This window comes from Neisseria sp. P0001.S007 (genome assembly GCF_051963655.1).
Taxonomy (GTDB): domain Bacteria; phylum Pseudomonadota; class Gammaproteobacteria; order Burkholderiales; family Neisseriaceae; genus Neisseria; species Neisseria subflava_A.
In genome coordinates this window covers 37,859-62,109 of the sequence record NZ_JBQCUB010000012.1, presented here as the reverse complement: position 1 = coordinate 62,109, position 24,251 = coordinate 37,859, and the positions used below count along the sequence as shown (strand labels likewise).

28 protein-coding genes, 1 tRNA gene and 1 pseudogene are annotated in these 24,251 nt (G+C 48.5%); 23 read left to right on the top strand and 7 right to left on the bottom strand.

All coding sequences use genetic code 11. From position 1 onward, the window contains the following. Nucleotides 1-72: 72 nt before the first annotated feature. The gene (locus ACTHRE_RS10280) at nt 73-2,088 is read left to right on the top strand and encodes a prolyl oligopeptidase family serine peptidase (protein ID WP_440345052.1); all 2,016 of its coding nucleotides are present in this window, start codon (nt 73-75) and stop codon (nt 2,086-2,088) included. A gap of 249 nt (nt 2,089-2,337) precedes the next feature. On the opposite strand, the gene ACTHRE_RS10275 is transcribed toward ACTHRE_RS10280, so the two are convergent. After that, on the bottom strand, nt 2,338-2,511 hold the full coding sequence (locus ACTHRE_RS10275; protein WP_079454256.1) for a DNA topoisomerase: 174 nt from the start codon (nt 2,509-2,511) through the stop codon (nt 2,338-2,340). A 22-nt stretch (nt 2,512-2,533) separates the two neighbouring features. Here ACTHRE_RS10275 and ACTHRE_RS10270 point away from each other — a divergent pair. Further along, nucleotides 2,534-2,725 (top strand): annotated as a pseudogene (locus ACTHRE_RS10270) (aminotransferase class IV); the annotation flags it as partial. Nucleotides 2,726-2,769: 44 nt separating this feature from the next. On the opposite strand, the gene ACTHRE_RS10265 reads toward ACTHRE_RS10270, so the two are convergent. Further along, a complete protein-coding gene (locus ACTHRE_RS10265) occupies nt 2,770-4,227 on the bottom strand; it encodes a DUF389 domain-containing protein (protein WP_070734913.1) in 1,458 nt (485 codons plus the stop codon). A gap of 275 nt (nt 4,228-4,502) precedes the next feature. After that, nucleotides 4,503-5,156 (bottom strand): IS1595 family transposase, encoded by a 654-nt coding sequence (locus ACTHRE_RS10260; protein ID WP_377073367.1) that lies wholly within the window; start codon nt 5,154-5,156, stop codon nt 4,503-4,505. 252 nt (nt 5,157-5,408) lie between these two features. Between ACTHRE_RS10260 and acpP the strand changes: the two genes are divergently transcribed. The 3 genes from acpP (at nt 5,409) to ACTHRE_RS10245 (ending at nt 7,928) form a co-directional block, all read left to right on the top strand. Beyond that, the gene (gene acpP / locus ACTHRE_RS10255) at nt 5,409-5,645 is read left to right on the top strand and encodes an acyl carrier protein (RefSeq protein WP_003679644.1); all 237 of its coding nucleotides are present in this window, start codon (nt 5,409-5,411) and stop codon (nt 5,643-5,645) included. Nucleotides 5,646-5,806: 161 nt separating this feature from the next. Next, entirely contained in the window at nt 5,807-7,054 is a 1,248-nt protein-coding gene (gene fabF, locus ACTHRE_RS10250) for a beta-ketoacyl-ACP synthase II (RefSeq protein WP_039861923.1), read from the top strand. Nucleotides 7,055-7,235: 181 nt separating this feature from the next. Then, entirely contained in the window at nt 7,236-7,928 is a 693-nt protein-coding gene (locus tag ACTHRE_RS10245) for a hypothetical protein (protein WP_070606224.1), read from the top strand. Between the two features lie 55 nt (nt 7,929-7,983). Here ACTHRE_RS10245 and ACTHRE_RS10240 read toward each other — a convergent pair whose 3' ends face one another. Both ACTHRE_RS10240 and ACTHRE_RS10235 read right to left on the bottom strand, forming a co-directional pair. Then, complete coding sequence (locus ACTHRE_RS10240; RefSeq protein WP_070606223.1) at nt 7,984-8,313, bottom strand: rhodanese-like domain-containing protein; 330 nt, start codon at nt 8,311-8,313, stop codon at nt 7,984-7,986. A 50-nt stretch (nt 8,314-8,363) separates the two neighbouring features. Beyond that, on the bottom strand, nt 8,364-9,020 hold the full coding sequence (locus tag ACTHRE_RS10235) for a protein-L-isoaspartate O-methyltransferase family protein (RefSeq protein ID WP_377073365.1): 657 nt from the start codon (nt 9,018-9,020) through the stop codon (nt 8,364-8,366). 183 nt (nt 9,021-9,203) lie between these two features. Here ACTHRE_RS10235 and tpiA point away from each other — a divergent pair, with 183 nt between their 5' ends. From tpiA to ACTHRE_RS10210, 5 genes are all read left to right on the top strand, one after another. After that, nucleotides 9,204-9,977 carry a triose-phosphate isomerase gene (tpiA, locus tag ACTHRE_RS10230; protein WP_049331716.1) on the top strand — a complete coding sequence of 258 codons (774 nt, stop codon included), beginning with the start codon at nt 9,204-9,206 and terminating at the stop codon, nt 9,975-9,977. A gap of 7 nt (nt 9,978-9,984) precedes the next feature. Continuing rightward, nucleotides 9,985-10,344 carry a preprotein translocase subunit SecG gene (gene secG / locus ACTHRE_RS10225; protein ID WP_004519013.1) on the top strand — a complete coding sequence of 120 codons (360 nt, stop codon included), beginning with the start codon at nt 9,985-9,987 and terminating at the stop codon, nt 10,342-10,344. Between the two features lie 15 nt (nt 10,345-10,359). Then, nucleotides 10,360-10,445, top strand: a tRNA-Leu gene (locus ACTHRE_RS10220). A 90-nt stretch (nt 10,446-10,535) separates the two neighbouring features. Further along, nucleotides 10,536-11,093 carry a UbiX family flavin prenyltransferase gene (locus ACTHRE_RS10215; protein ID WP_377073362.1) on the top strand — a complete coding sequence of 186 codons (558 nt, stop codon included), beginning with the start codon at nt 10,536-10,538 and terminating at the stop codon, nt 11,091-11,093. 54 nt (nt 11,094-11,147) lie between these two features. Next, nucleotides 11,148-11,582: a pyridoxamine 5'-phosphate oxidase family protein gene (locus ACTHRE_RS10210; RefSeq protein WP_377073360.1), complete on the top strand. Its 435-nt coding sequence runs from the start codon at nt 11,148-11,150 to the stop codon at nt 11,580-11,582. Nucleotides 11,583-11,635: 53 nt separating this feature from the next. On the opposite strand, the gene ppk2 is transcribed toward ACTHRE_RS10210, so the two are convergent. Continuing rightward, nucleotides 11,636-12,565 carry a polyphosphate kinase 2 gene (ppk2, locus tag ACTHRE_RS10205; RefSeq protein WP_070583865.1) on the bottom strand — a complete coding sequence of 310 codons (930 nt, stop codon included), beginning with the start codon at nt 12,563-12,565 and terminating at the stop codon, nt 11,636-11,638. A gap of 167 nt (nt 12,566-12,732) precedes the next feature. Here ppk2 and ACTHRE_RS10200 point away from each other — a divergent pair, with 167 nt between their 5' ends. The 13 genes from ACTHRE_RS10200 to ACTHRE_RS10140 all read left to right on the top strand — a co-directional run bounded on the left by ACTHRE_RS10200 (nt 12,733) and on the right by ACTHRE_RS10140 (nt 23,734). After that, complete coding sequence (locus ACTHRE_RS10200) at nt 12,733-14,517, top strand: chorismate-binding protein (protein ID WP_440345271.1); 1,785 nt, start codon at nt 12,733-12,735, stop codon at nt 14,515-14,517. A gap of 101 nt (nt 14,518-14,618) precedes the next feature. Continuing rightward, nucleotides 14,619-15,479, top strand: a complete 861-nt coding sequence (locus tag ACTHRE_RS10195; protein ID WP_070459768.1) for a ParB/RepB/Spo0J family partition protein — start codon at nt 14,619-14,621, stop codon at nt 15,477-15,479. Between the two features lie 276 nt (nt 15,480-15,755). Next, nucleotides 15,756-16,109 carry an ATP synthase subunit I gene (locus ACTHRE_RS10190; protein ID WP_081451150.1) on the top strand — a complete coding sequence of 118 codons (354 nt, stop codon included), beginning with the start codon at nt 15,756-15,758 and terminating at the stop codon, nt 16,107-16,109. Further along, nucleotides 16,099-16,965: a F0F1 ATP synthase subunit A gene (gene atpB, locus ACTHRE_RS10185; RefSeq protein WP_036472483.1), complete on the top strand. Its 867-nt coding sequence runs from the start codon at nt 16,099-16,101 to the stop codon at nt 16,963-16,965. Before ACTHRE_RS10190 ends, atpB begins: the two co-directional genes overlap by 11 nt. Nucleotides 16,966-17,029: 64 nt before the next feature. Continuing rightward, a complete protein-coding gene (gene atpE, locus ACTHRE_RS10180) occupies nt 17,030-17,266 on the top strand; it encodes a F0F1 ATP synthase subunit C (protein WP_003676106.1) in 237 nt (78 codons plus the stop codon). Between the two features lie 73 nt (nt 17,267-17,339). After that, entirely contained in the window at nt 17,340-17,810 is a 471-nt protein-coding gene (locus ACTHRE_RS10175) for a F0F1 ATP synthase subunit B (protein ID WP_003708446.1), read from the top strand. Nucleotides 17,811-17,814: 4 nt separating this feature from the next. Further along, on the top strand, nt 17,815-18,348 hold the full coding sequence (locus tag ACTHRE_RS10170; protein ID WP_070646546.1) for a F0F1 ATP synthase subunit delta: 534 nt from the start codon (nt 17,815-17,817) through the stop codon (nt 18,346-18,348). Between the two features lie 10 nt (nt 18,349-18,358). Next, a complete protein-coding gene (atpA, locus tag ACTHRE_RS10165; RefSeq protein ID WP_070646547.1) occupies nt 18,359-19,906 on the top strand; it encodes a F0F1 ATP synthase subunit alpha in 1,548 nt (515 codons plus the stop codon). A gap of 24 nt (nt 19,907-19,930) precedes the next feature. Beyond that, nucleotides 19,931-20,806 carry a F0F1 ATP synthase subunit gamma gene (gene atpG, locus ACTHRE_RS10160; protein ID WP_070646548.1) on the top strand — a complete coding sequence of 292 codons (876 nt, stop codon included), beginning with the start codon at nt 19,931-19,933 and terminating at the stop codon, nt 20,804-20,806. A gap of 38 nt (nt 20,807-20,844) precedes the next feature. Then, nucleotides 20,845-22,242: a F0F1 ATP synthase subunit beta gene (gene atpD / locus ACTHRE_RS10155; protein WP_003683789.1), complete on the top strand. Its 1,398-nt coding sequence runs from the start codon at nt 20,845-20,847 to the stop codon at nt 22,240-22,242. 10 nt (nt 22,243-22,252) lie between these two features. Further along, nucleotides 22,253-22,678 (top strand): F0F1 ATP synthase subunit epsilon, encoded by a 426-nt coding sequence (locus tag ACTHRE_RS10150; protein ID WP_377073354.1) that lies wholly within the window; start codon nt 22,253-22,255, stop codon nt 22,676-22,678. 236 nt (nt 22,679-22,914) lie between these two features. Then, nucleotides 22,915-23,259: a hypothetical protein gene (locus ACTHRE_RS10145; protein WP_070583869.1), complete on the top strand. Its 345-nt coding sequence runs from the start codon at nt 22,915-22,917 to the stop codon at nt 23,257-23,259. 55 nt (nt 23,260-23,314) lie between these two features. Next, the gene (locus tag ACTHRE_RS10140) at nt 23,315-23,734 is read left to right on the top strand and encodes a PepSY domain-containing protein (protein ID WP_377073352.1); all 420 of its coding nucleotides are present in this window, start codon (nt 23,315-23,317) and stop codon (nt 23,732-23,734) included. A gap of 196 nt (nt 23,735-23,930) precedes the next feature. Here the strand turns inward: ACTHRE_RS10140 and ACTHRE_RS10135 are convergent, their stop codons facing one another. Next, the gene (locus ACTHRE_RS10135) at nt 23,931-24,080 is read right to left on the bottom strand and encodes a hypothetical protein (protein ID WP_377073377.1); all 150 of its coding nucleotides are present in this window, start codon (nt 24,078-24,080) and stop codon (nt 23,931-23,933) included. Nucleotides 24,081-24,251: the final 171 nt, after the last annotated feature.

The following is a 24,251-nucleotide window of genomic DNA, read 5'->3' as shown; positions in this document are numbered from 1 at the left end:
CAGGTTTCAGACGGCCTTTTTTGATTTTGCCGTTATAATTCCGTTTCACAATCTTTCAGACGGCCTTTTCCTATGAAATCTTACCCCGATTCCTATCTCCATTTTGAAAACCTCGAATCTCCCGAAACACAAAATTTTGCCGCCGCGGCGCATGCCGAAACGCGTGCGCGTTTTTTAGAAAACGACAAAGCGCGCGAATTGTCCGACGGCATTTTGGCGCAGTTGCAGGACACGCGGCAGATTCCGTTCTGTCAGGAACACCGCGCGCGGATGTACCATTTCCATCAGGATGCGGAATATCCGAAGGGCGTGTACCGCGTGTGTACAGCGGCGACTTACCGTTCCGGCTATCCCGAGTGGAAAATCCTGTTTTCAGTGGCGGATTTCGACGAATTGCTCGGCGACGATGTGTATTTGGGCGGCGTGTCGCACTTGGTGGAGCAGCCCAACCGCGCGTTGTTAACACTGAGCAAATCGGGCGGCGATACGGCGTACACGCTGGAAGTGGATTTGGAAGCAGGGGAGTTGGTAGAAGGCGGTTTTCACTTTCCGGCAGGCAAAAACCATGTGTCGTGGCGCGATGAAAACAGCGTGTGGGTGTGTCCGGCTTGGGACGAACGCCAGTTGACCGAATCGGGCTATCCGTGTGAAGTGTGGCTGGTGGAGCGCGGCAAAAGTTTTGAGGAAAGCCTGCCGGTGTACCAAATCGATAAAGGCGCGATGATGGTGAACGCGTGGCGTTATCTCGATCCGCAGGGTTCGCCGATTGATTTGATTGAAGCGTCGGACGGTTTTTACACCAAAACTTATTTGCAGGTGTCGGCCGAAGGCGAGGCGAAACCGTTGAACCTGCCTAATGATTGCGACGTGGTCGGCTATCTGGCGGGGCATCTTTTGCTGACGTTGCGCAAGGATTGGAACCGAGCGAACCAAAGCTATCCGAGCGGCGCGCTGGTGGCGGTGAAGCTGAATCGCGGCGAATTGGGTGCAGCGCAGCTTTTGTTTGCGCCCGATGAAACGCAGGCATTGGAGAGCGTGGAAACGACCAAGCGTTTTGTGGTGGCGAGCCTGCTGGAAAACGTACAAGGCCGTCTGAAAGCATGGCGCTTTACCGACGGCAAATGGCAGGAAGTCGAACTGCCGCGCCTGCCTTCGGGCGCGTTGGAAATGACCGACCAACCGTGGGGCGGCGACGTGGTTTACCTTGCCGCCAGCGATTTCACCACGCCGCTGACGCTGTTTGCGCTGGATTTGAACGTGATGGAACTGACCGTCATGCGCCGCCAGCCGCAGCAGTTTGATTCAGACGGCATCAACGTGCAACAGTTTTGGACGACTTCGGCCGACGGCGAGCGCATCCCTTATTTCCACGTCGGCAAAAACGCCGCGCCCGACACGCCGACGCTGGTCTATGCCTACGGCGGTTTCGGCGTGCCCGAGCTGCCGCATTATCTGGGCAGCATCGGCAAATACTGGCTGGAAGAGGGCAACGCCTTCGTGTTGGCGAACATACGCGGCGGCGGCGAGTTCGGCCCGCGCTGGCATCAGGCGGCGCAGGGAATCAGCAAACACAAAAGCGTCGACGATTTGCTGGCCGTCGTGCGCGATTTGTCCGAACGCGGCATGAGTTCGCCCGAACACATCGGTTTGCAGGGCGGCAGCAACGGCGGCCTGATTACCGCCGCCGCCTTCGTGCGCGAACCGCAAAGCATAGGTGCGCTGGTGTGCGAAGTGCCGCTGACCGACATGATCCGCTATCCGCTGCTCTCCGCCGGCGCAAGCTGGACGGATGAATACGGCAATCCGCAGAAATACGAAGTCTGCAAACGCTGGCTGGGCGAATTGTCGCCGTATCACAATCTTTCAGACGGCATCGATTATCCGCCAGCGCTCATTACCACCAGCCTCAGCGACGATCGCGTCCATCCCGCCCACGCGCTCAAGTTTTACGCCAAACTGCGCGAAACCTCGCCGCAATCTTGGCTCTACTCGCCTGACGGCGGCGGCCATACCGGCAACGGCACCCAACGCGAATCCGCCGACGAACTTGCCTGTGTCTTGCTGTTTTTGAAAGAGTTTTTAGGGTAGAAGTAAGCAGCAGGACTGACTGTTTCGTAAAGTTGAGAAACAAAATACTCTTGTTTCGGCAAGTGAAAAGAAGGCCGTCTGAAAAACGAATATTAAAAGTTTTTCAGACGGCCTTCTTTTCTTTTAACTTTCAACATATCCCGATAAAATGGACACTTTGTAAGTGATCATTGATGGAAGACGCAATTATGGCAACCGAACCGAAAAATTATGCACGATTTAGAAAATAATTTCAAACAAAACAATATATTAAAACTCAAACAAATCTTTCCCGAAGTCTTTTGCGAAGACCAAATCGACTTTGAGAAACTCAAACTCGTCCTTGGCGCAGAAAACCTTGCCGGTGTGGGCGAACGTTATCAACTCGATGCTGTAGAAACTAGTAGCGTTGTTTACAGTATTTCCAGGAGAATACTGAAACATGAACATGCACAAAAACACCTGTCTCACCCCGTCTCTGGATTTGGATATCCTCAACGGCATCATGCGCCAAGCCGTGTTGCAGCAGCTGCAAACCTACTTGGGCGCGGACACCATCATCGAAACGCACATCACCCGCGACATGCTCGAACGCGCAGAAAAAATCCGCCTCTCCAACGCCTTGAGAGGCGTGTTTGAGGCGGATTTGGTGTACTAGGAACAATCAATGATTTCTCGGAAATGGATAAAGCCTGAAGGCGATTATTCGTTAGACGGTTTATCTGTCTGAGACTTGTGCGTTTGCAATATGCGCACTACCTTACCCTCATAACGCTGGCTTAACCACGCCTGTATCCGCTCGTGATCTTTGGCAGGTAGTGGCTGCTCCAATTCGAGAGAGACAACGACGATATCGTCATATGTATCTGTCTTCGGTTCTGCGTTTTTTTGGCTTTCAGACTGTTCGGAAACAGGCGTTGTTTGCGCTTTATCCCAAGCCAAGCCGCGTCCGACAACGATTTTTTCCGCTTCCGGATATTGGGCTTTTAATTCCTTGAGTACCGCTGCATCGTCGATATCGGAGGCTTTGCCTGCCAGTATGGTATCGATATAGGCCTGCTGCTCTTTCAGCTCATTTTGCTGCTGAACCGGGTTGTTTCGGCTTGCCAGCAATTCTTCGATTTTGGCATCGTTCCCTCCCGCATAGACCACGTTGACCTTCGGCTCTTTCACCCCCGACGCGTTAAGGCTTTTCACCAGCAAGGCGGAAATTTTCTCGGCATTGCCCGTTCCATTGACAATCAGACCGACTTTATTTTCTCTGTGGTTCAACATCTTACGCAGCACGAAAAAACCTTCCTGTTGCTGCGCAGTGGCAATGGCGGCATTGGCTCTGGTGTTGAAGATCTCCTGACGCACCAGCCCTGATGCCATATAGCCGCTCGGAATCATCACAGCCAACACGACGGCAGTAATAATGATGCTTTGCAACCGGCGTTTGGATTCCGTTACCAACCCCCTGCGCGGCAGCTTGAGCAGCTTAGAAAACAACAAGGTCGAAAAAGCGATGAACACGCAGTTGATGGCAAAAAGATATGAAGCACCGAGAAAGTAGTGCCAGTTGCCATGTGCCAGTCCGTAGCCCGCAGTACACAGGGGCGGCATCAATGCGGTAGCAATCGCCACACCCGGTATGGCATTGCCTCCTTCTTTTCGAGTCAGCGCCACAATACCCGCACTACCACCGAAGAAGGCAATCAACACATCCCAAAGGGTCGGCTGAGTACGCGCCAAAAGCTCGCTTTGCGCCTCTTTAAGCGGGGTTAACAGGAAATACAACGTAGCGGTAATCAAGCTGATGACGACGAATATAATAATATTGCGCACGGCTTGACGGATCAGCGCAGTATCCCCTACCGCCAAACCGTAACCCATACCTACAATCGGCCCCATCAACGGCGAAATCAACATCGCGCCGATCACTACCGCCGTGCTGTTTACATTCAGACCGATACTCGCCACGGCAATGGCAAACATCAATACCCACATATTGGTTCCGGACACCCGAGTATTGGCGCGGATGACGGCATCAATTTTATCGGGATGGGCCTGGTCATGCGCAAGATTGAACACATCTTGCAACTTGGTCATGGCACCATTGTCTTCTTTTGGCTGATTTTCTTGTTCTTCTTGGTTTTTAATGTTTTCTTGGTCTTGCATTTTCATCCTTAAATCAATCTTAACGATTGTCTCTGAATATTTAATTAACTGGAATTTCGGATACTGATAATTATGCTTTAATACTGATTTCAAATATGATTAAGCAGATACCTTGCAGAAGGTTAGCATACACATGAAAACGCTGACAACGCTGATCCTGCGTAGGCCTTCACGAAACCAGCATATGCAAAAAACCTTCTCTCAAATCTAATTCCTACTTTTTCAGCAGCAACCGCCATCAAAATTTTTTAAGGGTCTGTACTAGTAGATTAGCCCTAAATTCCACACCATTTTTGCAGGATTTTAAGCTGTTGAGACGGTGTGCCGAAATTAAATCGAAATTCGTATTCTTTCAAGAACAGCGGGAAAGATTTGCGATCGATTCCGTTGTATTTGCGCAAGACGCGTTTTGCCTGATTCCAAAAATTTTCAATGCCGTTAATGTGGTTCTGACGGTCGGCAAATTCCTTGGAATGGTTGATGCGGTAATGGATGAAACCGCTCACGTCCAACTTGTCGTAGCTGCTCAGGCTATCCGTGTAAACAATGCTGTCCGGCATGATTTTCTTTTTAATGACAGGGAGTAACGTTTCAGACTTGGCATTATCCACCACAACGGTAGAGACCCGTCCGTTGCGTTTCAGAATGCCGAAGACAACCACTTTTCCTGCCACCCCGTGACCACGTCTGCCTTTACGCCGTCCGCCGAAATAGCTTTCGTCCAACTCGACAGGGCCCTCAAAAACCTCATCGGCAACCAAGGCCAGATAATGGCGGATAACCATACGAATTTTGCAGTAGAACAGAATAGCGGAGTTGGGCTGAATGCCCAAAATATCGGCAGCGGAACGGGCGGTAACTTCGAGTACAAAAAAACGAAGCAGTTCTTTCTGTACTTTTTTCTTTAATTTGCAGTGTGTTATCTTCATATTTCGAGGGTAACATATCTGCTAATCTAGTACAGCCCCTTTTTTTAATAATGTTAATGTTAATACGTAACAAAACAAATTCCCGCTTGTAGGTTAAAATCAGGCTATGCTAATATGCACAACAACAGGTTTTTACTGAATAATCTGTGCTAAAATGCAGGATTAGATGGAAAACTCTATCCGAATTCGGTACAATACCGACGAATTATTTCCCTTAAACAACCTGCCGCAAGGCGAAAAGGAACGACTGACATGTCAAACATCGAACAACAAGTTAAAAAAATTGTTGCTGAACAACTGGGCGTAAACGAAGCCGAAGTGAAAAACGAATCTTCTTTCCAAGACGATTTGGGTGCTGACTCTCTGGACACCGTAGAACTGGTGATGGCTTTGGAAGAAGCTTTCGGCTGCGAAATCCCTGACGAAGACGCTGAAAAAATCACTACCGTACAATTGGCTATCGACTACATCAACGCCCACCAAGGCTAATCGGTCGCACCAAACATCCAGCCTCTGCTGCGCCATCGCAATAGAGGCTTTTACCTTATTATTAAACCCCTGAAATTTCAGACGGCATGAGTTTTGCCCGTTTCACAAAGAAAAAGAGCAAGGCTGCCGCGAAAATCCCGACAACCAACAGCGAGATTATCATGAGTCAGAGAAGAGTAGTCATCACAGGTCTTGGCCAAGTATCACCGGTCGGCAACGACGTCGCCACCGCATGGAGCAATCTGCTCGCAGGCAAAAGCGGCATCGGACGGATTACCCGCTTTGACGCATCCGACATCAACAGCCAAATCGCCGGCGAAGTACGCGATTTCGATATCGGCCAATACATCAGCGCGAAAGAAGCGCGCCGTATGGACGTGTTTATCCACTACGGTATCGCCGCCGCCCTGCAAGCCATCAACGATTCAGGCTTGGACGATTTGGAAACCCTCGACAAAGACCGCGTCGGTGTCAACATCGGCTCCGGTATCGGCGGCCTGCCCAGCATCGAAGCGACCGGCAAAGCCGTTATCGAAGGCGGCGCGCGCAAAATCAATCCTTTCTTTATTCCAGGCTCGCTGATTAACCTGATTTCCGGCCACGTCACCATTCTCAAAGGCTACCGCGGCCCGAGCTACGGTATGGTTTCTGCCTGTACGACCGGCGCGCATTCTATCGGCGACTCTGCACGACTGATTAAATACGGCGACGCAGACGTTATGATTGCCGGTGGCGCAGAAGGTGCGATCAGCACTTTGGGCGTTGGCGGTTTTGCCGCCATGAAGGCACTTTCCACTCGCAACGACGACCCTGCTACCGCTTCCCGTCCGTGGGACAAAGGCCGTGACGGTTTCGTTATCGGCGAAGGCGCTGGAGTGCTGGTGTTGGAAGAATTGGAACACGCGAAAAAACGCGGTGCGAAAATTTACGCCGAAATCGTCGGCTTCGGTATGAGCTCCGATGCTTACCACATTACCGCGCCTAACGAAGAAGGCCCTGCATTGGCGGTTACTCGTGCGCTGAAAGATGCCGGCCTGAATCCTGAAGACGTTGATTACGTCAACGCACACGGTACATCGACTCCTTTAGGCGATGCCAATGAAACCAAAGCCATCAAACGCGCTTTAGGCGATCATGCGCGCAAAGTCATCGTTAACTCTACCAAATCTATGACCGGCCACTTGCTCGGCGCAGCCGGTGGCGTGGAAGCGTTGTATAGTGTGTTGGCAGTACACGAGCAAAAATCTCCACCAACCATCAACATCTTTGAACAAGACGTTGAAGCCGGTTGCGATCTGGACTACTGCGCCAACGAAGCACGCGATGCGAAAATCGACGTTGCCATCTCCAATTCCTTCGGCTTTGGCGGTACCAACGGCACATTGGTATTCAAACGCTTCAAAGACTGATAGAAGGTTTTAAGTAGATTGAAAAGGCCGTCTGAAACTGGATTTCAGACGGCCTTTTTTATTTTAAAATCCAAATATTCTTGATAATCTGTATCATTTGTATAAAAATACCGATTCCTATCAATATCGCCCGGATTTTATCGGGTAATCAACCCAATTACATTTTTATCAGGAGTCTGCAATGAAAACTATCCGTATTCTAGCATTGGCCGCTGCACTGGCCACCGTGCCTGCATTTGCGTCTGATTTCGGCCATGAACAGGCATTGACCATAGACGGCAAGCCTGCCCATTTGGCAGAAACTTCAGCCCGTATTTTGGCAAACGAAACCCTGACTGCGCCGCAACTGGTCGAAGATATCACTGATGGATTCGGTTCGAAAAAAATTCCAGGTTATAAATTGATGATTATGGGCCGCACTTATTCGGTGGCGGCAGAAACCAAACCGCCGAAAGAGGGCCAAACTCAGTGGCGGGACAATACGTTCATTCATCGCGGCGTAAAACTGTTTGTCGGTATTCCGGTCAAAAACGGCAAGATGGATTTGGCGTCTGCCAGATTGATTAATATCGGTGTGGTTGACGATAACGGTGGTGCCGCGCCTCATGATGAGGGTGAAAAAATCCGTCCGGTCGGCAAACAGCTGATGTCTCCCGATACCAAAGTGGGAAATGTGAAACTCAATATTGCCAAACTGACGTTGCCAAATATGAAATTAGGCGAAACCAGTGGCGGTGGCGTGAAATTGGAAGCATCGGCAACATTGGACGGTAAGCCGATACAGACCAAAATCGACAGCACGTTCTCCCGCTTCTATTCCGCCAAACCAGCCGCTACACGGCCGTTTATGGCAGATGCACGGTTTGTGAAATAATTGCAAAGGCCGTCTGAAATCCTGCTTCAGACGGCCTTTTATTGATAAAACCGATTCAATACCGCATCATTTTGCTGTCAACCTGCATTGCCCAAGCATCAATACCGCCCTGCAGGTTGTAGAGGTTTTCAAATCCGGCGTCTTCCAAATATATTGCCGTGTGCAGGCTGCGGATGCCGTGGTGGCAGTAAATGACGATGGGCAAATCGTCGTCGGGCAGCTCGTTTTGGCGCAGGGGGATGAGGTTCATCGGGATATGAATGGCGGCGGGTAGGGTGCAGATGGAGTGTTCTTCATCGGTGCGGACGTCGAGCAGATGAAATGCGCGGCCTTCGTCCTGCCATTGTTTCAATTCGGTGGGCGAGAGTTGGATGATGTCGGTCATAGGGTTGGGTAAAAGCATGAGGCCGTCTGAATTTTCAGACGGCCTGTTGTTTAAAAATCGAAATCGCCAAACGGATTGGCCGATTTGTCTTCCAAGTGTGCTACGACGGTGTCGAACAATACCTTTTCGGAAAACTCATTGCCGTTACGCGTCAGCAAAAGCGCGTGTTGTACCGGTTTGCGGCCGATGATGACCACCATACGGCCGCCGTCTTTCAGTTGCTCTTTCAGAATTTCAGGTACGCTGTCTACTGCGCCGCCCACATAAATCGCATCGAAAGGCGCGCCTTGCGATGCTTCGGTCAGGCCGTTGTTTTGCACATAATTGACGTTGGTAAAGCCCAATTCGTCCAAAACTTTTTTGGCGCGTTGCTGCTGCTCGGCATCGATGTCGTCAGTGACGACTTTGCCGGCCAGTTTGGACAGCAGGGCGGTTGCATAGCCTGAGCCTGTACCGATTTCTAAGACAGTTTCGTCTTTTTTCAGTTTCAAGCCTTGAGCCAGGCGGGCAACGACTTTGGGTTCCAACATCTTATGGCCGTTGGTCAGCGGCAGCTCCATATCCGCATAGGCCAAACCTTGAAAAGCCTCGCCGACAAAATGTTCGCGCTCGATCTCCTCCAAAGCATCCAAAATGTCGAAGTCCAAGACATCCCACGGACGAATCTGCTGTTCAACCATATTGAAACGCGCTTTTTCAAAGTCCATATTTGTGCTCCGTTCAATTCTTAATTTTATCGAAGCATACATTATAAATCCTTGTCGGAGAGTGTGCCATCTTTCAGACGGCCCCGGAGGCCCGTTAATAATTGCCAAGCGCACATATATCCACTAAACTTTCACATTACACGACGCTACAACAAGCAACAACCAACACACGGAGCAATAAAGATGTATCACCAAATCGGAATGTGGGACCAAAAATGGGTTATCGGCAACTGGAAAATGAACGGCCGACTCCAAAACAACAATGCGCTTATGCACCGCTTCCGTGTCATGCCAACCGCAGAACGCGTGTTAATCGGCCTGGCCGCTCCGACCGTTTATCTGTTGCAACTGCACAACGCCATGCAGATTGTTTTGAACAACCGCATCTTGACCTGTGCGCAAGATGTGAGCCGTTTCCCGAATAACGGCGCATACACCGGCGAAGTGTCCGCCGAAATGCTTGCCGACATCGGTACAGACATCGTCCTCATCGGCCACTCCGAGCGCAGCCTTTATTTCGGCGAGAAAAACGAAATCCAACGCCGCAAAATGGAAAACGTCCTCAACGTCGGCCTGATTCCATTGTTGTGCGTCGGCGAAAGCTTGGAAGAACGCGAAGCCGGTAAAGAGCACGAAGTCATTGCCCACCAGCTTTCTATCCTGCAAGGTTTGGACACCAAAAACATCGCCGTTGCCTACGAGCCGGTTTGGGCGATCGGTACAGGCAAAGTTGCTACCGTCGAACAAATCGCCGACATGCACGCATTTATCTACAAAGAAATCTTGTCTTTGTGCGGAAGCGATGTTAAAATCCGCGTTCTTTACGGCGGAAGTGTGAAAGCGGATAACGCAGCCGACATCTTCGCAGTACCTCATGTAGACGGCGCATTGGTTGGTGGCGCGTCATTATCATATGACTCCTTTACCGCCATCATCAACGCAGCACAAGCCTCGTAGAAAACATATGGAAGCCTTTAAAACCCTTATCTGGATTATTAATATTATTTCCGCTCTATTCGTAATCGTGTTAGTATTGCTGCAACACGGTAAAGGTGCGGATGCCGGCGCAACATTCGGTTCCGGCAGCGGTAGCGCGCAAGGCGTATTCGGTTCTGCCGGTAATGCCAACTTCCTCAGCCGCTCGACTGCCGTTGCTGCAACATTTTTCTTTGCGACCTGCATGGCAATGGTGTATATTCACACCCATTCCAGTAAGCACGGTTTAGACTTCAGCGATGTGAAGCAGACCCAGCAAGCTCCTAAGCCTGCAACGCCTGCACAAAACAATACAACTCCTGTTGCTCCGAATCCTCAGCAGCAGTAAGACAATTTAATTTATGCCGACATGGTGGAATTGGTAGACACGCTATCTTGAGGGGGTAGTGGCCGTAGGCTGTGCGAGTTCAAATCTCGCTGTCGGCACCACATTAGAAAATCTAACCGCTTTTTAGCGGTTATTTTTTCGTCTTGAGAATCTGCCTTTCATTTATTTTTAGGCCGAGACAGGGAAATACAATGAAGCGTTTGGTTGTCGGCATCAGCGGTGCCAGCGGTTTTCAGTATGGCGTGAAGGCTTTGCAGCTTTTGCGTGAGCATCAGGTAGAAACACATTTGGTGGTTTCGCAAGGGGCGGAGATGACCCGCGCTTTGGAAACGGATTACACCAAAGAAGACGTTTATGCTTTGGCGGATGTCGTACATTCTGTCCGTAATGTCGGGGCAAGTATTGCCAGCGGATCGTTTTTGACGGATGGAATGTTAATTGCGCCGTGTTCAATGAAAACCTTGGCTTCGGTTGCCCATGGATTTGCCGATAATTTGCTCAGCCGTGCGGCGGATGTAACGTTGAAAGAGCGGCGTAAGCTGGTGTTGATGGTGCGTGAAGCGCCGTTAAACTTGGCGCACATCGACAATATGCGCCGCGTGACAGAGATGGGCGGTATCGTGTTTCCTCCCGTTCCGGCTTTATATCAGAAGCCTGAATCCATCGAAGATATGATTACACACAGCGTCTCTCATGCTTTGGACTTGTTCGGTATTTTTCAAACCGATGCGCCGCGCTGGCAGGGCTGATGTTTCAGACGGCCTGAAAATAAATTGAATACACTGAGAAAGAGGATAAAAATCATGCAAGCGATTCCTACCAATATCGTTAAATTTTTGAGCAATCATCATGTCGTCAGTATTGCCGCTGCGGCAGACGGTGAAGTTTGGGCGGCTTGTTGTTTTTATGTGTTTGATGAAGCCAATGCCCGATTGATTGTGTTGACATCTTTGAAAACGAAGCATGGCGGAATGATGAGTCGGTCAGACAAAGTAGCCGGTACCATTGCCGGACAACCTGACAGCATCGCAAAAATCAGCGGCATTCAGTTTGCGGCGACTGCCGCTTTGATTGAGGATGAAGCGGATTTGAAAGCGGCGCAGTCTTTGTATTACAAAGTGCATCCTGCTGCTCGAGTGATGAAAAGCGATGTTTGGGCATTGAATTTGGACAGTTTGAAATTCACTGACAATAAATTGGTATTCGCACAAAAAACGTACTGGAATCGCGAGGATTAAGAAAAGGCCGTCTGAAAGATGAAATTTCAGACGGCCTTTGGTAATGTTACAAATTAATCGTGTCCGAGATCGACAGTTTTGTCTTTGTAACGTGTATCAGGAACCAAAACGATTTTCTCGTCCACTTTGCCGATGGCTTTCACGTCTTTGCCCGGATAGTCCAGCTGATGCAGGAAGTAGCGGATACAGTTCAAACGTGCGCGTTTTTTGTCATCGGAGCGGATGATGACCCAAGGCGCGTCACCGGTGTGGGTGTGGAAGAACATAGCGTTTTTGGCTTCGGTGTAGTCGTCCCAGCGGTCGAGCGATTGGATATCCACAGGGGACAGTTTCCAGTGTTTCAGCGGGTCGTCACGACGGGAGATGAAGCGACGGAGTTGTTCTTCACGGGATACGGAGAACCAGAATTTGAACAGATGGATGCCGCTGGCAACAAGCATACGTTCCAATTCAGGGGTTTGACGCATGAAGAGCAAGTATTCGTTAGGTTCGCAGAAGCCCATTACGCGTTCTACGCCGGCACGGTTGTACCATGAGCGGTCGAAGAATACCATTTCGCCTGCGGTCGGCAGGTTTTGGATGTAGCGTTGGAAATACCATTGGCCGCGTTCGGTAGTGGTTGGTTTCTCCAAAGCAACCACGCGCGCGCCACGCGGATTCAGGTGTTCCATGAAGCGTTTGATGGTACCGCCTTTACCGGCTGCGTCGCGGCCTTCAAACAGGCTGACGATACGCTGACCGGAATCTTTAACCCAGCTTTGTACTTTCAACAATTCGATTTGCAGCTTCTGTTTTTCTTTTTCGTAAACAGAGCGGCGCATACGTTGTTTGTACGGGTAGTTGGCAGGAAGCGGTGCGCTGCTGGAATCTTCGTCAGTGCCGCGTCCTTCGTGTTCCAAAACAGCCTTTTCGAATACTTGCAGCTGGTCTTGTTTCTCGCCCAGTTCAACATTCTCGAACGGTTCTAATTGGTGGTCTGCCATAAAGTCTCCTTATCGATTAAGTTTTAAATGATATGGTGTGGTATGACTTGATTTTACCTCTTTATGCTGTGTTAGCCTACATAAAATTACACATAAGCGATTTTTTCCGGCTTGTTTGATAATTTTTGTAAAAACAGCGTATAATCAGCCTATTTGTATCATACATCATGCCTTATTTCGCCCTGTTCGACGATGCGGTAAGCGGTCGTGCAAAACTCTATCAAAATCATGTGGAAAGCTGCCTTTTTCATCATAACGAACTGGCGTCGTTGGATGATGTTTTGCAGGCAGGTTGGAAAAAAGGTCTGCATGCAGTGTTGTTTGCAGACTACGAATTCGGATTGCCACTGATGGATATTTCATCCGCGCGCAGTGGCAATTTGTGTTTGCACTGGTTTGCCGATTGTTCCGAAATCGATGCCGAAAGCTGGCTGACCAATCATTCAGACGGCCTTGAGGCAGGCATCTCCACTCCCCGATTCTCTGTATCCGAAGCCGATTATCTCGAGCATATCCGCCAAATCCACGAAGCCATCCGCCGCGGCGATACCTATCAAATCAATTACACCGCGCGTCTACACCTGCAAACTTACGGCAATCCGATCCAGCTTTACCGCCGTTTGCGTCAGCCTGTGCCGTATGCCGTTTTGTCTTGTCTGCCCGACGGGGCAGGGCAGGATGCGTGGACTTTGTGTTTTTCTCCCGAACTTTTCCTCAAAATCGATTCAGACGGCCTGATCAAAACCGAGCCGATGAAAGGCACTGCGCCGATTCTTCATGACGGACAAGATGAACGCCGCGCCGTTGAATTGCAAAACGATCCGAAAAACCGCGCCGAAAATGTGATGATTGTCGATTTGTTGCGCAACGACCTCGGCAAAATCGCGCAAACGGGCAAAGTACGCGTGCCTGAACCGTTTAAAGTTTCCCGTTTCGGCAGCGTTTGGCAGATGACCAGTGCCATCGAGGCGCAGGCGCTGCCTGATGTTTCGGTTTCTGATATTTTCCGTGCAGCCTTCCCGTGCGGCAGTATTACTGGTGCGCCCAAACGCATGAGTATGCAGATTATTGAGTCTCTTGAATCCGAACCGCGTGGTTTATACACAGGCAGCATCGGCTTTTTGCATCCGTGCGATACGGGTTTGGGGTTTGAAGGCGTATTTAATGTTGTGATTCGCACATTATCCCTGAAGCCGGTTTCAGACGGCCTTTATCAAGGTGTTTATGGTGTGGGTTCGGGGATTGTGATTGATAGCGATCCTGAAGCCGAATATCGTGAGTGCGGTTGGAAGGCGCGTTTTCTCAATGACTTGCGGCCTGATTTCAGTATTTTTGAAACCATGCGCGTGCAAGACAAACAATGCCGTTTGCTCGATTTGCATTTAGGCCGTCTGAAAATTTCGGCACAAGCGCTCAACCTGCTTTGGCCTCAAAATGCGGCAGAGCAAATTCAACACTATATAGATGCGTTGCCAAGTGGGTTATTTAGAGTTAAAGCCGCTTTGTTTTCAGACGGCCTTGCATTGAGCCATGCGGCTGTTTCTGAATTGGATGGGCAGCAATACGTCATCTTGAGTGAGCACACATTAAGTCAACGCGATTATCTGCGCCGCTTCAAAACCACGCGCCGTGAAATTTTTGACCAAGCATGGAAAACGGCAGAAGGGCAGGGTGCATTTGACAGCCTGTTTTTCAATTCAGACGGTCTGTTGTTAGAGGGTGGAAGAAGCAATGTGTTTGTCAAATATCAAGGACAATGGCTCACGCCGTCTTTGGATTTGGATATTTTGAACGGAGTAATGCGCCAAGCGGTATTGAAGCAGCCGCAGCTATATTTAGGTGTGGATACAATCAAGGAAACCCACATCACGCGCGCAATGTTGGAAAACGCGGAAGAAATCCGCTTGAGTAATGCTTTAAGGGGCGTGTTTGCGGTTTCGCTCCGTAAATAAATGGCAATAGCCAAATCATAGTGATTCAAATTGTCGTCAAGCGGCAATATCCGATAGAATACGTCATTTCAACAATGAGGCCGTCTGAAAGGGAAAACAATATGGCAAAAGCAAAAGGTGGATTGGGACGCGGTTTGGATTCGCTGATTTCCAATGCAGTGGACAGCAGCAGTAGCGACCGCCTGACAACGGTTGCCATCGCCGATATTCAGCCCGGCCGCTATCAGGCGCGTGTGCAAATGGATGACGAAGCCTTGCAGGAACTGGCCGATTCCATTAAAGCGCAAGGCATTATCCAGCCGGTTATCGTACGCGAACGTGGTCTGTCTCAATATGAATTGATTGCCGGCGAACGCCGTTGGCGCGCTTCTCAGTTGGCCGGTTTGACCGAAATTCCCGTCGTCATCAAAACTATCAGCGACGAAACCGCGTTGGCCATGGGTTTGATTGAAAACCTGCAACGTGAAAACCTCAATCCGATTGAAGAAGCACAAGGTTTAAAACGCCTTGCCGACGAGTTCGGCCTGACTCACGAAACCATCGCAAAAGCCGTCGGTAAAAGCCGTAGCGCCATCTCCAACAGCCTGCGCCTGTTGAGTCTGCCTGAGCCGGTTCAGGAAATGCTTTACCAACGCCGTCTGGAAATGGGTCATGCCCGCGCGTTGCTGACCTTGCATGTGGTTGACCAATTGGAGTTGGCTCAAAAAGCAGTCAAAAACGGTTGGTCGGTGCGTGAGGTAGAGCGCCGCAGCCAGTTGGCACATCAAAAAGCCAAGCCCGAAGCAGCCAAAACCATCAGCCCGGATATCCGCCGTATTAATGATGCCCTGACCGAGAGATTGGGTGTCAATGCCGAAGTCAAAACCAGTAATCAGAAAAAAGGCAAAATCGTACTGCATTTTGATACGCCGGAAACGTTCGAATATCTGCTGAAACAGTTAGGCATTAATCAAGAGTTTTAACGGTTTGATAAACAGGCCGTCTGAAAAAAATTTTCAGACGGCCTGAGTTTTTGATAAAAGGACTGGTCGTACAGATGCTTACAATACAAATCAAAATCTTCTGTAAAATCTGTGTAGCAACATGTAATTTGTGTTAAACTCCGTTCCTGCAAAGATTTGTTTTATATGTGTTAATCATTTATCTGTGAAAGGTTCACAAAGATTAACATATTGCTTGACGTTAACAAACTTCTTGATTATATTAATTTGCCTTGCGTTTTTGGGGTGTGGAGTACAATGAATCGGATAGTCCCATTGCAAGTAATTGTATTGTTAATAATTTCAGTTGTTTGTGCGTTATTTTCCGGATTGCCCGGCCTCCTCTCTGCTTTGGCGGGAGGATTTTCGTACATTTTGCCTACCCTTGTTGCAGTTTTACTTTTAAAGTTTTCCCGACGAAATCCCGATCTGCAAAGTTCAATGTTTGTCGGTGGAGAGGTTTTAAAAGTAGTGCTGTCGCTGGTATCTATGTCGGTCGTTTTTGCGATATGGCATCAATCGCTGGTATTTTTCCCATTCTTATTGGGGTTACTCAGTGTCAGTCATTTGGTTTTTTTAGTATTGTTGAGAGTGAAACACTATGGCAGGTGAAACTATGACCGCTGCCGACTACATCAAGCACCACTTGCAAAGCTTGACCAGTATGTCGGATGTTACTCAGGGTCAAGGACTGAAAAACATTGCTGATTTTTCGTTCATTAACCTTGATGCAATCTTTTTTGCCGTTCTGTTGGGCGTAATCGGCAGCTTCCTTTTGTGGCGCGGTGCCAAAAAAGCGACGGCTGGTGTTCCCGGTCGTTTCCAAGCGGCTGTTGAAATTCTGTTCGAATTCGTGGATAACATGTGTAAGAGCATTATCCATAACGAACAATCGCGTAAAGCTGTTGCGCCTTTGGGTTTGACCCTATTTGTCTGGATTTTCCTGATGAACGCCATGGATATGCTGCCGGTTGATTTGCTGCCAATGGCATGGCAAGGCATTACCGGTAATCATCATGCCCTGTTGCGCGTCGTGCCGACAGCTGACTTGAATACGACTTTGGCTTTGGCAATTGGCGTATTGTTGGTATGTATTTATTACAATATCAAAATCAAAGGCTTTGGCGGTTGGATTCACGAATTGTTCAGCGCGCCTTTCGGTCCGATGCTCGCTCCGGCCAATTTCTTGTTGAACTTGGTAGAGTTTTTGTCCAAAACCGTATCCCACGGTATGCGGTTGTTTGGTAATATGTATGCCGGTGAGCTGGTCTTCCTGCTGATTGCTTTGTTGGGTGGTGCATGGGCATCAACCGGCAGCATCGAAACTTTGGATCCGATTTTATTTGTGTTCCACCTGATTGCCGGTTTGGCTTGGGCGATTTTCCACATTTTGGTTATCACCTTGCAGGCATTTATTTTCATGGCGTTGGCGTTCGTATATATCGGACAAGCGCATGATGCACACTAATCAAGTAGTTTTTTCGTAGTTTGTTTTTTGTAGTTTAACCTTTACTATTTTAAGGAGTTTAAAAATGGGTTTGATTGCTATCGCATGTGGTTTGATCGTTGCCTTGGGCGCATTGGGTGCCTCTATCGGTATCGCAATGGTTGGTTCTAAATACTTGGAATCTTCTGCTCGCCAACCTGAGCTGATCGGTCCTCTGCAAACCAAACTGTTCTTGATCGCTGGTCTGATCGACGCGGCCTTCTTGATCGGTGTGGCTATTGCCCTGTTGTTCGCCTTCGTTAACCCGTTTGGTGCTGCGTAATCAAGACGGAGCGATCCGTTCAGATACAGGCTTATGGTCTGTTTGATTAACCCAGATACGAAGGTTAAGTAACGTGAATATTAATGCAACCTTATTTGCGCAAATCCTAGTTTTCTTTGGCTTGGTTTGGTTTACGATGAAATTCGTATGGCCTCCGATTGCCAAAGCATTGGATGAGCGTGCCGCAAAAATCGCCGAGGGCTTGGCTGCCGCCGAGCGCGGTAAGAGCGATTTTGAGCAGGCAGAGAAAAAAGTTGCAGAACTTATGGCCGAAGGGCGTAATCAGGTAACCGAAATGGTTGCCAACGCCGAAAAACGTGCTGCAAAAATTGTAGAAGAAGCCAAAGAGCAAGCTTCTCATGAAGCAGCACGCATTGCAGCCCAAGCAAAAGCTGATGTAGAGCAAGAAGTTAACCGTGCACGCGAAGTGTTACGCGAACAGGTCGCTTCATTGGCTGTTAAAGGTGCGGAATCTATCCTGCGTAAAGAAGTCGATGCTTCCAAACATGCAGATCTGCTCAGTGCCTTAAAACAGGAGCTGTAATCTTATGGCAGAGTTCGCAACGATTGCCAGACCTTATGCGAAAGCATTGTTTAGTCTGGCTCAGGAAAAAAACCAAATCGAGTCTTGGTTGGGCGAACTGAAAGAACTCGCAGCGGTTGTTCAAGATGAGAAAGTCATTGCTCTCATCGAGCAACCGGAAACGGGAGCTTCCGAAAAGGCAGAAACGCTCAAAGGTCTTGTCGGTATCAAAAATGTCGAATTGGCAAATTTTATTACCGTTTTGGCCGAGCAAAAGCGTTTGCTGGTATTGCCGGAAATTTATGCCCAATATCAAGATTTGACCTTGATACACAACAATACGAAATCGGCAGTAATTTACAGCGCGTATGAGCTCAGTTCTCAGCAGCTGGCCGATGTTACCGATATCCTGACAAAACGCTTCAACAGCAAATTGGATGTGGTAACTAAAGTTGCCCCTGAATTAATCGGTGGCATCAAAGTAGAAGTGGGTGATCAGGTCTTGGATTTGTCCGTACAAGGCAAACTGAATGCTTTGTATGCGACTATGACAAATTAGGAGAGTTTTCATGCAGCTTAATCCTGCTGAAATTAGCGATTTGATTAAAGCCAAAATCGAAAATCTGTCCGTCAATGCAGAAGTGCGTACCCGTGGTACCGTTGTTTCTGTTACAGACGGCATTGTGCGCATTCATGGCTTGTCAGACGCGATGCAAGGTGAGATGCTCGAATTTCCCGGTAACACTTTCGGTCTGGCCATGAACTTGGAGCGTGACTCCGTCGGTGCCGTAGTGTTGGGTGAGTACGAACACATTAAAGAAGGCGATACAGTTACCTGTACCGGCCGTATTTTGGAAGTGCCGATCGGTCGTGAACTGGTTGGCCGCGTGGTTGATGCATTGGGTCGTCCTATCGATGGTAAAGGTCCAATCAACACAACATTGACTGCTCCAATCGAAAAAATTGCACCAGGTGTGATTGCGCGTAAATCGGTTGACCAACCAATGCAAACCGGCCTGAAAGCTATTGACTCTATGGTTCCGGTTGGTCGTGGCCAACGTGAGCTGATTATTGGTGACCGTCAAACCGGTAAAACTGCCGTAGCACTGGATGCCATCGTTAACCAAAAAGGTACAGGCGTAATCTGTATTTATGTGGCTATCGGTCAAAAAGCATCTTCTATTGCCAACGTAGTACGCAAATTGGAAGAGCATGGCGCGATGGAGCATACTATCGTGGTTGCTGCAACTGCTTCTGAAGCCGCTGCACTCCAATATATCGCTCCTTACTCCGGTTGTACCATGGGTGAATTCTTCCGTGACCGTGGTGAAGATGCGTTGATCGTATACGATGACTTGTCTAAACAAGCCGTTGCATACCGTCAAATTTCTCTGCTGTTACGCCGTCCTCCTGGCCGTGAAGCATATCCTGGCGACGTATTCTATCTGCACTCCCGTCTGTTGGAACGTGCAGCCCGCGTCAGCGAAAACGAAGTTGAAAAACTGACCAATGGCGAAGTAAAAGGCAAAACCGGTTCTCTGACTGCGTTGCCAATTATTGAAACCCAAGCCGGTGACGTATCAGCATTCGTACCAACCAACGTAATTTCGATTACAGACGGCCAAATCTTCTTGGAAACCGACTTGTTCAACGCCGGTATCCGTCCTGCAATCAATGCCGGTATTTCCGTATCGCGCGTAGGTGGTGCAGCACAAACCAAAGTCATCAAAAAACTGGGTGGCGGTATCCGTTTGGCGTTGGCACAGTACCGTGAATTGGCGGCATTCTCGCAATTTGCTTCCGATTTGGACGAAGCAACACGCAAACAGCTGCAACACGGTGAAGTGGTTACTGAATTGATGAAACAAAAACAATTCAGCACATTGAACACTGCCGAAATGGCATTGACTTTGTGGGCGATCAACAACGGTTCTTACGCAGATGTTCCGGTATCCAAAGCCTTGGCTTTCGAAGCAGAATTCTTGAGTTTCGTACGTACGCAACATCCTGACGTTCTGGAAGCGATTAATGCATCAGGCGCAATGTCTGACGAAAGCGAAAAAGCATTGACCGAAGCCATGAAATCTTTCAAATCTTCTTACGCTTACCAAGCATAAGTATTGAGATGAAAGGAGTCTGAAATGGCAGTCGGAAAAGAGATTCTCACCAAAATCCGTAGTGTTCAAAATACCCAAAAGATCACTAAAGCGATGCAAATGGTGTCGACCTCTAAAATGCGGAAGACTCAAGACCGGATGCGCTTAGCGCGTCCGTACGCCGAAAAAGTGCGTACAGTGATGAGCCATCTTGCACAGACTAATGCCGATCATGGTATCAAATTGTTGGAGCCGCACCGCGAAGTGCGTCGTGCCGGTTTCATTTTGATTACCTCGGACAAAGGTTTGTGCGGTGGCTTGAACGCAAACGTACTGAAAAAGTTTTTGGCGCAAGTTCAAGAGTATCAGGAACAAGGCATCGAAGTCGAAGTCGTGTGCCTAGGTAGTAAAGGTTTGGCTGCATGCCAAAGCATCGGTTTGAATGTTATTGCCAGTGCAACCAATTTGGGTGATACCCCAAAAATGGAATTGTTGCTCGGCCCTCTGACCGAAATCTTCCAACGTTATGAGAAGCATGAATTAGACCGTATCCATATGGTTTACTCACGTTTCGTCAATACAATGCGCCAAGAGCCGCGTATGGAAGTTTTGCTGCCTATCGGTGAAAACGTCATTGACGACGGAACAGGTCATTCTTCATTTACTTGGGAATACCGCTACGAGCCGAGTCCTATCGCCGTATTGGAATATTTGGTTCGCCGCTATTTAGAGTCTGTGGTTTATCAGGCATTGAGCGACAACATGGCATCTGAACAAGCCGCGCGTATGGTAGCGATGAAAGCCGCAACCGATAACGCAGGCAATGCCATCAAAGAATTGCGCTTGGTGTACAACAAATCGCGTCAAGCCGCGATTACCACAGAATTGTCAGAAATTGTAGCAGGTGCAGCGGCAGTTTAATGCCGTCTGGAGCCTGAACAGGAAATTAGGATACGATAATGAGCCAAGGCAAAATCGTACAAGTTATTGGTGCGGTGGTTGACGTGGAATTTCCACGCGACGCTATCCCGCATGTTTACGATGCCCTGAAATTGGACGAGAACGGTCTGACTCTGGAAGTTCAACAGCTTCTGGGTGACGGCGTTGTCCGTACTATTGCAATGGGTAGTTCAGACGGCCTGAAACGCGGCATGTCTGTAAGTAATACTGGTGCACCAATCACTGTGCCGGTAGGTAAAGGTACATTGGGTCGTATTGTCGACGTATTGGGTACGCCTGTTGATGAAGCGGGTCCGATCGATACCGACAAGAGCCGTGCTATTCACCAAACTGCTCCGAAATTCGACGAGTTGTCTTCAACTACCGAATTGTTGGAAACCGGTATTAAAGTGATCGACTTGCTGTGTCCGTTTGCTAAGGGCGGTAAAGTAGGTCTGTTCGGTGGTGCCGGTGTGGGCAAAACCGTGAATATGATGGAATTGATCAACAACATCGCCAAAGCGCACAGCGGTCTGTCCGTGTTCGCAGGTGTGGGTGAACGTACCCGTGAAGGTAACGACTTCTACCATGAGATGAAAGATTCCAACGTATTGGATAAAGTAGCCATGGTATATGGCCAAATGAACGAACCTCCGGGCAACCGTCTGCGCGTTGCTTTGACCGGTTTGACTATGGCCGAATACTTCCGTGACGAAAAAGACGAAAACGGTAAAGGTCGCGACGTATTGTTCTTCGTTGACAACATCTACCGTTACACTCTGGCCGGTACCGAAGTATCTGCACTGTTGGGCCGTATGCCTTCTGCAGTGGGTTACCAACCGACATTGGCTGAAGAAATGGGTCGTTTGCAAGAGCGTATTACCTCTACCCAAACCGGTTCCATTACTTCCATCCAAGCCGTATATGTACCTGCGGATGACTTGACTGACCCGTCTCCAGCGACAACTTTCGCCCACTTGGACGCCACCGTCGTATTGAGCCGTGATATTGCATCTTTGGGTATTTACCCGGCTGTTGACCCGCTTGATTCTACTTCACGCCAATTGGATCCGATGGTATTGGGTCAAGAGCACTACGACGTAGCGCGCGGTGTACAGTCTACTCTGCAAAAATACAAAGAATTGCGTGACATTATCGCCATTCTGGGTATGGATGAATTGTCTGACGAAGACAAACTGACTGTGATGCGTGCCCGTAAAATCCAACGCTTCCTGTCTCAACCGTTCCACGTTGCCGAAGTATTTACCGGTTCTCCAGGCAAATACGTTTCATTGCGTGACACCATCGCCGGCTTTAAAGCCATCTTGAACGGCGAATACGACCATCTGCCTGAACAAGCGTTCTACATGGTAGGCGGCATCGAAGAAGCGGCTGAGAAAGCGAAAACCTTAAACTAAGGAGGCCGGCATGAGCACCATGCAAGTTGAAGTGGTTAGTAGCGAGCAAAACATCTATTCGGGCGAGGTCAGCTTTGTGGTGGTTCCGACCGTTCAAGGTGAGCTTGGTATTTATCCACGACACGAGCCGATTATGAGTTTGGTACGCCCCGGCGCATTGCGTTTGACTGTTCCGGGTGAAGCTGAAGAAGTGCTGGTTGCCGTTTCCGGTGGCGTTTTAGAAGTACAGCCTGATAAGATTACTGTATTGGCAGACGTTGCCGTCCGCAGTACCGAAATGGATCAGGCGCGTGCTGAAGCAGCTAAAAAAGCAGCCGAGGCAGGTGTTTCTGCAGCCAAAGATGATAAATCTCTGGCCGAAGCGCACAAAGCATTGGCAGCCGCCATTGCCCAGCTGAAAACTTTGGATTACCTTCGTTCGCAAAAAAACAAGTAATGTGGGTTCATCAAGAAAAAGCACAACGAAATGTTGTGCTTTTTTATTTGCCTGAAGATAAGCAGCTTGGCATTGAAATGTCGATAGATGAGTAGATGGCATAAATCATTAAATCCCCCTATTTTCAGATGATATGTGCGTACCGTAAAGAAAGGCCATCTGAAAACGCTCCTAATTTTTCCCTAAGTCCTGCGTGTTTAAATGTCTATACCGACAACAGACACAAAGGGAACAGAATGAAACATTCTGGGTCGCAATATACAAAACCGTCCAAACCGCTTTTGAAGAAATTACTATTTCCGGTCACCGCTGTTTGCGCCATTTTTCTTGCAACAGAAGGTTTTGATTTTTACGAAGACTACGCCCAATACCGTATGGAGACAGATCCGGCGTTCGCGCAATACCACGACCGCGCTTTGTCTATCCTGCATAACAGAGGCTATGAAGTCCACGATTCTGACACGGACCTACATTGGGCAAGACCTGTTTTGGAATTTGAGGCCTACAAAGGCAGCTTGGAATACAAAATCGTGATGTCTTATCCCGATTTGAACATTATCGAAGAACGCGTTGATTTATAATCAGCTTCCGAATATTCTTTATTTGACTTACCCCTACGTCCCGAAAGGATACGATATGAAAAAACTTTTATCAGCATTACTCTTAGGTAGTATCGCACTGACCGCTTGTGCCGCCCCTAATTCTTACAACTATGATGACAACTATCGTACTGATCGTACTGATCGCACTGACCGTTACGAGCAGCGTTATGATCGTCATGATGACCGTTATGACGACTACCGTTACCGCGACGGCAAGTATTACGATGATGATTACATCGAATACAAAATTTACAGCGATCCGTCTTTCGAGCAAAAACGTGCACAAGTAATGCGGATACTCGAACAACGCGGCTATATCGTGCATGAAATTGAAGCCGACGATCATATCGGCCGTCCCGTACTGAAAGCTGAAGGCTTCAAAAACGGACACGAATACGACATCATCTTTTCATGGCCTGACCTGAAGATTATCAGCGAACATATCGACTATTGATTTGTTCCGCCACACGCCGCAAGGATAAGCTCCACGCGGCGTTTTTCTTTTCAGACGACCTTTCCGACAAAGAAGGTCGTCTGAAAACTTGGCTTATTTTATATAACGAAGAAATGCAATCAGATTTTCATAAACATCCAAGCCCAAAAAACATACACAATGAGAAAAGGACGATGTTTGAGGAAATTTTTAAACTTTATCCGGGATGCGCCAAGCACGCCGGCTTGAGCAATTCACAGATTTTTTCAGATGGCGTATTCGCACCTTCCATTTTTAGTTCAGCAATAAAATCAGCATCTTCTTGAGCAATGCGCATACTGATTGAGATACAGTTCGTTGCTTTCATATTCGTTTGTTTTGGTTTGTATTCATTTGGATAAAAATATCCAATATAGGATTCTGGGGCGCAATGCTTAAAACCGTATATTTAAGGCCGTCTGAAACTTGATTTTCGGTTTTCAGACGGCCTTTTCCTTTATAATCCGTACATTATTTTTATACACACAGCAGGTTCTCC

Bases quoted from the DNA above. Each gene is read 5' to 3' on its own strand.
- ACTHRE_RS10195 (WP_070459768.1), top strand. From the start codon at position 14,619: ATGGCAAAAGCAAAAGGTGGATTGGGACGCGGTTTGGATTCGCTGATT.
- ACTHRE_RS10265 (WP_070734913.1), bottom strand. From the start codon at position 4,227: ATGCAAGACCAAGAAAACATTAAAAACCAAGAAGAACAAGAAAATCAG.
- acpP (WP_003679644.1), top strand. From the start codon at position 5,409: ATGTCAAACATCGAACAACAAGTTAAAAAAATTGTTGCTGAACAACTG.
- ACTHRE_RS10170 (WP_070646546.1), top strand. From the start codon at position 17,815: ATGGCAGAGTTCGCAACGATTGCCAGACCTTATGCGAAAGCATTGTTT.
- ACTHRE_RS10135 (WP_377073377.1), bottom strand. From the start codon at position 24,080: ATGAAAGCAACGAACTGTATCTCAATCAGTATGCGCATTGCTCAAGAA.
- ACTHRE_RS10150 (WP_377073354.1), top strand. From the start codon at position 22,253: ATGAGCACCATGCAAGTTGAAGTGGTTAGTAGCGAGCAAAACATCTAT.
- secG (WP_004519013.1), top strand. From the start codon at position 9,985: ATGGAAGCCTTTAAAACCCTTATCTGGATTATTAATATTATTTCCGCT.
- atpG (WP_070646548.1), top strand. From the start codon at position 19,931: ATGGCAGTCGGAAAAGAGATTCTCACCAAAATCCGTAGTGTTCAAAAT.
- ACTHRE_RS10235 (WP_377073365.1), bottom strand. From the start codon at position 9,020: ATGGACTTTGAAAAAGCGCGTTTCAATATGGTTGAACAGCAGATTCGT.
- ACTHRE_RS10260 (WP_377073367.1), bottom strand. From the start codon at position 5,156: ATGAAGATAACACACTGCAAATTAAAGAAAAAAGTACAGAAAGAACTG.
- ACTHRE_RS10280 (WP_440345052.1), top strand. From the start codon at position 73: ATGAAATCTTACCCCGATTCCTATCTCCATTTTGAAAACCTCGAATCT.
- ACTHRE_RS10145 (WP_070583869.1), top strand. From the start codon at position 22,915: ATGAAACATTCTGGGTCGCAATATACAAAACCGTCCAAACCGCTTTTG.
- atpD (WP_003683789.1), top strand. From the start codon at position 20,845: ATGAGCCAAGGCAAAATCGTACAAGTTATTGGTGCGGTGGTTGACGTG.
- atpA (WP_070646547.1), top strand. From the start codon at position 18,359: ATGCAGCTTAATCCTGCTGAAATTAGCGATTTGATTAAAGCCAAAATC.
- ACTHRE_RS10240 (WP_070606223.1), bottom strand. From the start codon at position 8,313: ATGACCGACATCATCCAACTCTCGCCCACCGAATTGAAACAATGGCAG.
- ACTHRE_RS10190 (WP_081451150.1), top strand. From the start codon at position 15,756: ATGAATCGGATAGTCCCATTGCAAGTAATTGTATTGTTAATAATTTCA.
- atpE (WP_003676106.1), top strand. From the start codon at position 17,030: ATGGGTTTGATTGCTATCGCATGTGGTTTGATCGTTGCCTTGGGCGCA.
- ACTHRE_RS10140 (WP_377073352.1), top strand. From the start codon at position 23,315: ATGAAAAAACTTTTATCAGCATTACTCTTAGGTAGTATCGCACTGACC.
- ppk2 (WP_070583865.1), bottom strand. From the start codon at position 12,565: ATGGCAGACCACCAATTAGAACCGTTCGAGAATGTTGAACTGGGCGAG.
- ACTHRE_RS10210 (WP_377073360.1), top strand. From the start codon at position 11,148: ATGCAAGCGATTCCTACCAATATCGTTAAATTTTTGAGCAATCATCAT.
- atpB (WP_036472483.1), top strand. From the start codon at position 16,099: ATGGCAGGTGAAACTATGACCGCTGCCGACTACATCAAGCACCACTTG.
- ACTHRE_RS10275 (WP_079454256.1), bottom strand. From the start codon at position 2,511: ATGTTTCAGTATTCTCCTGGAAATACTGTAAACAACGCTACTAGTTTC.
- ACTHRE_RS10245 (WP_070606224.1), top strand. From the start codon at position 7,236: ATGAAAACTATCCGTATTCTAGCATTGGCCGCTGCACTGGCCACCGTG.
- fabF (WP_039861923.1), top strand. From the start codon at position 5,807: ATGAGTCAGAGAAGAGTAGTCATCACAGGTCTTGGCCAAGTATCACCG.
- ACTHRE_RS10215 (WP_377073362.1), top strand. From the start codon at position 10,536: ATGAAGCGTTTGGTTGTCGGCATCAGCGGTGCCAGCGGTTTTCAGTAT.
- ACTHRE_RS10200 (WP_440345271.1), top strand. From the start codon at position 12,733: ATGCCTTATTTCGCCCTGTTCGACGATGCGGTAAGCGGTCGTGCAAAA.
- tpiA (WP_049331716.1), top strand. From the start codon at position 9,204: ATGTATCACCAAATCGGAATGTGGGACCAAAAATGGGTTATCGGCAAC.